Below are 7,457 nucleotides of genomic sequence, written 5' to 3' on the forward strand. Positions count from 1 at the left end.
TTGGACCCATGACCGCGAGCATCCGGTTGTCCTCGGGCATCGGTCGATGGGTCCTGCTGGCCACCGTCCTCGGTTCGGGGATGGCCATGCTGGACGCCACCGTCGTCAATGTGGCCCTGCCGCGGATCGGGGACGAGTTCGGCGCGTCCATGGCGGGCCTGCAGTGGACCGTCAACGCGTACACGCTGACCCTGGCCGGATTGATCCTGCTCGGCGGGTCGCTGGGCGACCGGTACGGGCGGCGGCGGGTGTTCCTGATCGGGGTGGTGTGGTTCGCCGTCGCCTCGGCATTGTGCGGTGCGGCGCAGGACATTTCGATGCTGATCGCGGCGCGCGCGTTGCAGGGCGTGGGCGGTGCGCTGCTGACACCCGGATCGCTGGCCATCATCCAGGCCTCGTTCGCGCCCGGGGAACGAGCGCGGGCCGTCGGGGCCTGGTCCGGGCTGGGCGGCGTGGCCGGAGCCATCGGGCCGTTCCTGGGCGGCTGGCTGGTGGAGGCGGCCGGATGGCGGTGGGTGTTCCTGCTCAATATTCCGTTGGCCGCCTTGGTGATCGCGGTGACCGTCGAGCACGTGCCCGAGACGCGGGATGTCGGCGCGCACGGGCGGTTCGACGTCCTGGGCGCGGTGCTGGCGGCGCTGTGCCTGGCTGGACTGACCTACGCGCTGACCATGGCCCCCGAACACGACGCGAATCGAATGCTGTTGTGGGGCGGCGCGATCGCGGGGATCGCGGCAGGTGCGGCGTTCGTGATCGTGGAGCGGCGGCGCTCGCGCCCGGACGAGGATCCTGCGGCCATGCTGCCGGTGACCATCTTCTCCGCCAAGCAGTTCAGCGCGATCAATGTGGTCACCTTCGTCATGTACGGGGCGATGAGCGTGGTGTTCTTCCTGCTGGTGCTGACCCTGCAGGTGGTGTCCGGGTTCAATCCGATCGCCGCGGGTACGGCCATGCTGCCGGTGACCGTGCTGATGCTGCTGTTCTCGGCCCGCGCGGGCGCACTCGCCCAGCGCATCGGCCCGCGCCTGCCCATCACCATCGGCGTGCTGCTGGCGGCGGCGGGCATGCTGCTCATGACCCGGGTCGGCCTGCACACCTCGTATCTGCGCGATGTCCTGCCCGCCGCACTGGTTTTCGGCCTCGGCCTGACCCTGGCGGTGGCTCCGCTGACCGCGACCGTGCTGGCCACCGCCGACGAACGGCACGCGGGCGTGGCCAGCGGCGTCAACAACGCGGTCGCCCGCGCGGCGGGGCTGCTCGGCGTCGCCGCCATCCCGCCGCTCGCGGGTCTCACCGGCGCGGCGTACACCAACCCGCCCGATTTCGCGCACGGCTTCCACCTGGCCATCGTGACCTGCTCCGTTCTCATGCTCGCGGCCGCCGCCCTGGCCTTCTTCACCGTCCGCGACGACGCCCTGCGCACCGCCCCGCCCGAGTGCGAGCCCGAATGCCGCACCTTCTCCGCCGTGGCGAGCGCACCCCTGGAACCCGATCACCACATCCCGACCACCGGAAGCGAGCGCGTATGACCACCACCGAACCGACCATCACCCAGTCCACCGACACCGTCCCCCAGTTCTTCGGCATCAAGGTCGGCGAGACCCGCGCGGGCCTCACCGCCTATGTCGACCACGGCCGTCAGCGCATCTTCTTCCACACCGAGATCGACGATGCCTACGCCGGTCAGGGCCTGGCCTCCAAGCTGATCTCGGCCGCCCTCACCGCCACCCGCGCGGCGGGCCGCCGCATCGTCCCCGTCTGCCCGTTCGTGAAGGCGTACGTGGAGAAGCACCACGACTTCGACGACATCCTCGACCCGGTCACCCCCGAGGCCGTCGCCACCGTCGAATCCGCCCTCGGCTGATCCGGCTGCACTAGGGTCCCGGCCATGGCGCGAATCGCGGTGGTGGGCAGCATCAATATGGATCTGGTGACGACCGTGGGGCGGCGTCCGGAGGCCGGGGAGACGGTGTCCGGGGACGGGTTCGCGCTGGTGCCGGGCGGGAAGGGGTCGAATCAGGCGATCGCGGCGCGCCGAGCCGGCGCGGAGGTCGAGTTCGTCGGCGCGGTCGGGTCGGATGTGTTCGCGGAAGCGCTGCGAAAGGTGTTGCGGGAGGACGGGGTCGGGGTCGCGCGGCTGCGGGAGGTGGACGGGCCGTGCGGGATCGCCACCATCGTGGTGGACGTCGGCGGCGAGAACACCATCATCGTGGTGGCGGGGGCCAACGGGCGGATGACGGATTTGAGCGCGGCGGATCTGGAGACGGTCGCGGCCGCGGATGTGCTGCTGTGCCAGTTGGAGATTCCGGCGCCGGCGGTGCTCGCGGCCGCGCGGCACGCGCGGGCCAACGGCACCGTGGTGCTGTTGAATCCCTCTCCGGTGCGGGACCTTCCGGACGAAGTCTGGGCCGAGGTCGATATCGCCGTGGTCAACGAGGGCGAGGCCGCGCGCCTGGAGTCCGCGTTGCGCGACGTCCCGCACGTCGTCACCACGCTCGGCGGTGCGGGCGCGTCCTATCGAGGCCCCGGTGGGCTCGCGCTCTCCCACCCCGGTTTTCCGGTGCGGGTGGTGGACACCACCGGTGCGGGCGACACCTTCACCGGAGCGCTCGCCGCGCACTGGCACGAGGGTCCGGCGGCCGCGCTCGCCTGGGCCTGCGCGGCCGGGGCCCTGGCCACCACGAAATTGGGCGCCAGCGCATCGGTTCCGGCGGCGGACGAGGTCGAGGCGGTACTCGCGGCGGCCGGCCCTCGATAGCCGAATGTCATGATGGGCTGAGGCTCGACGAAAGGGTGTGGCATGTCGCTGCGGCATGGGTTGCTGGGGTTGCTGGCGGAGGGCCCCGCCAGCGGGTACGACCTGGCCCAGCGGTTCCAGGAGGCGCTGGGCCCGGTGTGGCCCGCCCGGCACCCCAAGATCTACGCCGAACTGGGCAAGCTGGCCCAGGCCGGGATGATCGAGATCGACAGCGAGGGCGCGCGGGGCCGCAAGGCGTACCGGATCACCGAGTCGGGCCTGGCCGAGGTGCGCCGCTGGCTGGTCGAGGAGGAGGTCGACCACACGCTGCGGGTGGAACCGCTGCTGCGGTCCTTCTTCTCCTGGCTGATGGACCCCGCCGATCTGGACGAGCATCTCGAGCGCGAGGCCAAGTTCTTCGGCGACACCGCGGCCATGTACCGGGAGCTCGCGCTGGCCAAGGACCGCGGCGATTTCGGCGACGACCCGCACGCCAAGTCCAAGCGGATCACCGTCGAGGCGGGGATCCGGCTCTACGAGGCGCTGGCGGAATGGGCGGAATGGGCGCGCGACGAGATCGCCGAGGATCGGTAAACACCCGCACCACACCGGAATTCGCATCGACAGGGGTACTCGCATCCATTGACATGTCCCTTGGTACATGTACCCTTGGTTATGTACCCGGGTATATGCGAATCAACCGCGACTCGATCCGAGGCTTTCCCATGACAGCACCCACCAACGTGCGCGCCATCCTGCTGACCGGCGCGAACGGCGGCATCGGCCGTGCCTGCGCACAGACCCTGACCGCCAAGGGATTTCACGTCTACGCCGGTGTCCGCACACCGGCGCCCGAGCTCGATGCCCCCGGCATCACCCAGATCGCCCTCGACGTCACCGACCCCGGCAGCGTCGCCGCGGCCGCCGAATACATCGACAAATCCCAGGACGGGCACGGCCTGCACGCTGTGATCAACAATGCGGGCGTACTCGTGCAGGGCCCCGTCGAACTGGTGCCCATCCAGGAATGGCATCGCCAGTTCGAGGTCAATGTGCACGGCCCCGTGCGCGTCATCCAGGCGTTCCTGCCGCTGCTACGCGCCGGCGGGGGCCGCATCGTCAATGTCAGCGCGGCCAGCGCCCGGGCCGCCTTCCCGTTCCTGGGCCCGATCGGCGCGAGCAAGTCCGCGCTGGAGTCGTATTCGGAATCACTGCGGGTCGAGCTGGCCCCGTGGCGTATCCCGGTGTCGATCGTGCAGCCCGGGGCCATGCGCACCGAAATCTTCGCCAAGTCCACCGCCGCCGCCGAATCCGCACGGGCACAGGCCGATCCGCGGACGGTGAAACTCTACGAACGCCAGCTGGTGGCCTTCGACACGGCGGCCGCCGGACAGCGGTACGCCCCGCCGGAGGTCGCGGCCGCCGCCATCGTCCGGGCCGTCGCGGCCCGGCGCCCGAAAGCCGTCTATATCGCGGGAACCGATGCGCGGCTGGCGGTATGGCTCTCCCGCATCCCGGCCCGGCTGCGGGACAGCGTCTTCCAGCGCGCCCTCGGCCTGTCCGGCATCGAACCCGCCCCCGCCCACTGAATCAGGAATCGAGCACATGGATCTGGGACTCACCGGGCGAACCGCCCTCATCACCGGCGCGTCCGCCGGCATCGGCGCGGAGATCGCGCGCGTACTGGCCGCCGAAGGCTGCCATCTGCATCTCGCCGCCCGCGGCAAGGAACGCCTCGACGACCTCGCCGAGCGGCTGCGCGCCGTGCATGGCGTCGAGGTCCACACCCACCCGGCCGACCTGCGCGAGGCCGCCGATATCGAGCGGCTCGCGGCTCTCGCCGGCGCGCCGGATATTCTGGTCAACAATGCCGGGGACATGCCCGGCGGTTCCCTCGCCGCGGTCGACGAGCAGGCCTGGCGGCACGGGTGGGAGCTGAAGGTGTTCGGCTACATCAACCTGAGCCGCCTCGTCTACGCCCGCATGAAGGAACAGGGCCGGGGCGTGGTCGTGAATGTGATCGGCGCGGCGGGCGAGCGTCCCGACGCCGAGTACATCGCGGGCAGCACCGCCAATGCCGCGCTCATGGCCTTCACTCGCGCCCTGGGCAGTCGTAGCTGGCGCGACGGCATCCGGGTGGTCGGCATCAACCCGGGTCCGGTGGCTACGGCGCGCATCGCCGCGCTCATCGAGCACAATGCCCGCTTCGCCGAGATGGCCGCCGATTTCCCCTTCGGCCGCCCGGCCCATCCGCGCGAGATCGCCGATATGGCAGCGTTTCTCGCTTCGGACCGGTCGGGTTACACCACCGGCACCGTCGTCACCATCGACGGTGGCCTGAGCCTGATCTGAGACTCAGACGGCCGTCGTCGTCGCCGTGTGCAGGGCGACGAGGTCGGCCATCTGCCGACCTACGCGTTCCAGGGGTGCGGTCGATCGGGTCGCCAGCGACATGACGACCGCGCCCTCGACCGCGGCGATGATGGTGGTCGCCAGCGCGCGGGCGGTGGCCGGTTCCACCTGCTCGGCTTCCAGGCGGGTGGCGAGGATGTTCTCCCACTCCTGGAAGGTCTCCCCCGCCACGTCGGCGGCCTCCGGGGATTCCGAGCGGCCCAGGGCGGCGGCGGCGATCGGGCAACCGGCGGCGAAATCGCTCGCGACCAGGACTTCTCGCCACATGGCCGGGAAGGCCGCGATGGTGCTGGCGAGGTCGGTGCTCGCAGTAACGGTGCGCATGAGGGCGCTGGTGGCCTTCCCGGCGGCGCGGGTGGCCTCGGCGATCAGTTCGGATTTGCCGCCGGGGAAGTTCAGATAGATCGACCGCCGTGAGATGCCGCTGTGCTCGAGCAGCTGGGCGATGCCCGTTCCGGCGATGCCGTTGCAGCGCATCAGGGCGATGGCGCTGTCGATGAGGCGGTCGCGGGCACCCATGGTCGATTCCTCCTTGTTGTATACCGATCGGTGTACTACCGTCAGCGATATACCGATTGGTCTACCGAGTGTAGTCCGCCGATCAGCACTTCGACGAGGAATCGGAGCACCCATGCCCCCGGCAGCCCCACAGCCGACCCTGTCCGATCCCCTACCCCTGGCCAGCGGGCAGGTGCTACCCAATCGCATCATGAAGTCGGCCCTGAGCGAGGGACTGGCGAATGGCGACAACGCCCCCGACGCGCGCCTGGAACGTCTCTACGGGCAGTGGAGCCGCGGCGGCTACGGCCTGATCGTCACCGGCAATGTCATGGTCGACCGGCGGCACTGCGGCGAGCCCGGCAATGTTGCCATGGAGGACGAACGCCACCTGGGCGCGCTCACCCGCTGGGCCAAGATCGCCAAGGAGGGCGGCGCGAAGGTCTGGGTGCAGCTGAATCATCCCGGACGGCAGGCCAATCCAATCGTCACCCGTACCCGCGCGGTCGCCCCCTCCGCCGTCGCGGTGGGCATTCCGGGCATCCCCGCCCCGCGCGCGCTGACCGAGGACGAGATCCTCGACATCATCACCCGCTTCGGCGCCGCCGCCCGGGTCGCCGAGGCCGCCGGGTTCGACGGCGTGCAGATCCACGGCGCGCACGGCTATCTCGTCTCCCAGTTCCTGTCCCCGCTGTCCAATCAGCGCACCGACGCCTGGGGCGGTGACGCCGAACGGCGGCGGCGCTTCGTGCTCGAGGTGGCGCGGAGCATCCGCGCGGCGGTGAGCCCCGGGTTCGGCGTGGGCATCAAGCTCAACTCCGCGGACTTCCAGCGCGGCGGATTCACCGAGGAGGAGTCGCGCGCGGTCATCGAACAGCTGTCCACCGAGCAGCTGGATCTGATCGAGATCAGCGGCGGCAGTTACGAATCCCCCGCCATGCTGAACCGTCCCAGCACCGTCTCGGCCGGCACCCGCGCCCGCGAGGCGTACTTCCTGGACTACGCGGGCACCGCCCGGCAGGCCGCGGGCTCGGTGCCGATCGCGGTGACCGGCGGCTTCCGATCCCGCTCGGCCATGTCCGAGGCACTGTCCGAGGGGGCCTGCGACGTGATCGGCCTGGGCCGCCCGACCGCGGTGGTCCCCACCGCCGCGGCCGACCTGATCACCGAGCGCACCGACACACTGCGGTCCCCGCGCATCACCTCGAGCCTGCCGCCACGCCTGGCCCCCAACCGCGGACTCGAGGCTATGGACGGCGCGGTCGACCTGCAGTGGCACACCGATCAGCTGCACCTGCTCGGCGCGGGCAGCGCCCCGGATCCGGACCGTTCGCCGTGGCGGACCGCGGTGATCATGCTGCGCCGCAATGGTTTCGACGCCTTCCGCAGCAAGCGGCCGACCGCGCCGCGCAGCGCCGCCGACCGGGCCGCCCGCAAGTTCCGGATCGAGCGGGCCGTCGGCCGCGCGGTCATGAATCCGACCGTGCGCGCGCTCGACAAGGTCGGCATCCGCACCAGCTTCGCCAGCGAGATCGAGACCGTGGGCCGCAAATCCGGGCAGCCGCGCCGGGTTCCGGTGTCCCTGCTGTTCGACGACGAGGGCGCGTGGACCATCTGCCAGCACGGGCTGCGCTCGGGCTGGGGCCTGAACATCTCCGCCGACCCGAATGTCCGGGTCCGTCAGGGTGATCGCTGGCGCACCGGCACCGCGGTCCTGCTCCCCGACGACGATGTGGTGGCCCGCACCCGCGGCTTCGCCCCGCATCCGATACTGGCCCCGTTCGCCCGCGCCGCCTTCGCGGCCCTGGAG

The 7,457-nt window shown here is 70.8% G+C and carries 8 protein-coding genes; 7 read left to right on the plus strand and 1 reads right to left on the minus strand.

Annotated features, from left to right (window positions below; all coding sequences use genetic code 11):
* Positions 1-8 precede the first annotated feature (8 nt).
* The 6 genes from ACFV4K_RS19775 (at position 9) to ACFV4K_RS19800 (ending at position 5,089) form a co-directional block, all read left to right on the plus strand.
* Positions 9-1,529 carry an MFS transporter gene (locus tag ACFV4K_RS19775; RefSeq protein WP_379276615.1) on the plus strand — a complete coding sequence of 507 codons (1,521 nt, stop codon included), beginning with the start codon at positions 9-11 and terminating at the stop codon, positions 1,527-1,529.
* Complete coding sequence (locus ACFV4K_RS19780; RefSeq protein WP_379276617.1) at positions 1,526-1,864, plus strand: GNAT family N-acetyltransferase; 339 nt, start codon at positions 1,526-1,528, stop codon at positions 1,862-1,864. The genes ACFV4K_RS19775 and ACFV4K_RS19780 overlap by 4 nt, the downstream gene beginning before the upstream one ends.
* A gap of 24 nt (positions 1,865-1,888) precedes the next feature.
* Positions 1,889-2,758, plus strand: a complete 870-nt coding sequence (locus ACFV4K_RS19785; RefSeq protein WP_379276619.1) for a ribokinase — start codon at positions 1,889-1,891, stop codon at positions 2,756-2,758.
* Positions 2,759-2,800: 42 nt separating this feature from the next.
* Positions 2,801-3,331: a PadR family transcriptional regulator gene (locus tag ACFV4K_RS19790; RefSeq protein ID WP_379276621.1), complete on the plus strand. Its 531-nt coding sequence runs from the start codon at positions 2,801-2,803 to the stop codon at positions 3,329-3,331.
* 131 nt (positions 3,332-3,462) lie between these two features.
* Positions 3,463-4,326 (plus strand): SDR family NAD(P)-dependent oxidoreductase, encoded by an 864-nt coding sequence (locus ACFV4K_RS19795; RefSeq protein ID WP_379276623.1) that lies wholly within the window; start codon positions 3,463-3,465, stop codon positions 4,324-4,326.
* Positions 4,327-4,342: 16 nt separating this feature from the next.
* Positions 4,343-5,089, plus strand: a complete 747-nt coding sequence (locus ACFV4K_RS19800; RefSeq protein WP_379276625.1) for a short-chain dehydrogenase/reductase — start codon at positions 4,343-4,345, stop codon at positions 5,087-5,089.
* A 3-nt stretch (positions 5,090-5,092) separates the two neighbouring features.
* On the opposite strand, the gene ACFV4K_RS19805 is transcribed toward ACFV4K_RS19800, so the two are convergent.
* On the minus strand, positions 5,093-5,668 hold the full coding sequence (locus tag ACFV4K_RS19805) for a TetR/AcrR family transcriptional regulator (RefSeq protein ID WP_379276626.1): 576 nt from the start codon (positions 5,666-5,668) through the stop codon (positions 5,093-5,095).
* Between the two features lie 112 nt (positions 5,669-5,780).
* Between ACFV4K_RS19805 and ACFV4K_RS19810 the strand changes: the two genes are divergently transcribed.
* Positions 5,781-7,457: nitroreductase family deazaflavin-dependent oxidoreductase (locus ACFV4K_RS19810; RefSeq protein ID WP_379276628.1), on the plus strand; the 1,677-nt coding region annotated here is incomplete at its 3' end.

It is taken from the genome of Nocardia sp. NPDC059764 (genome assembly GCF_042732555.1).
Classification (GTDB): domain Bacteria; phylum Actinomycetota; class Actinomycetes; order Mycobacteriales; family Mycobacteriaceae; genus Nocardia.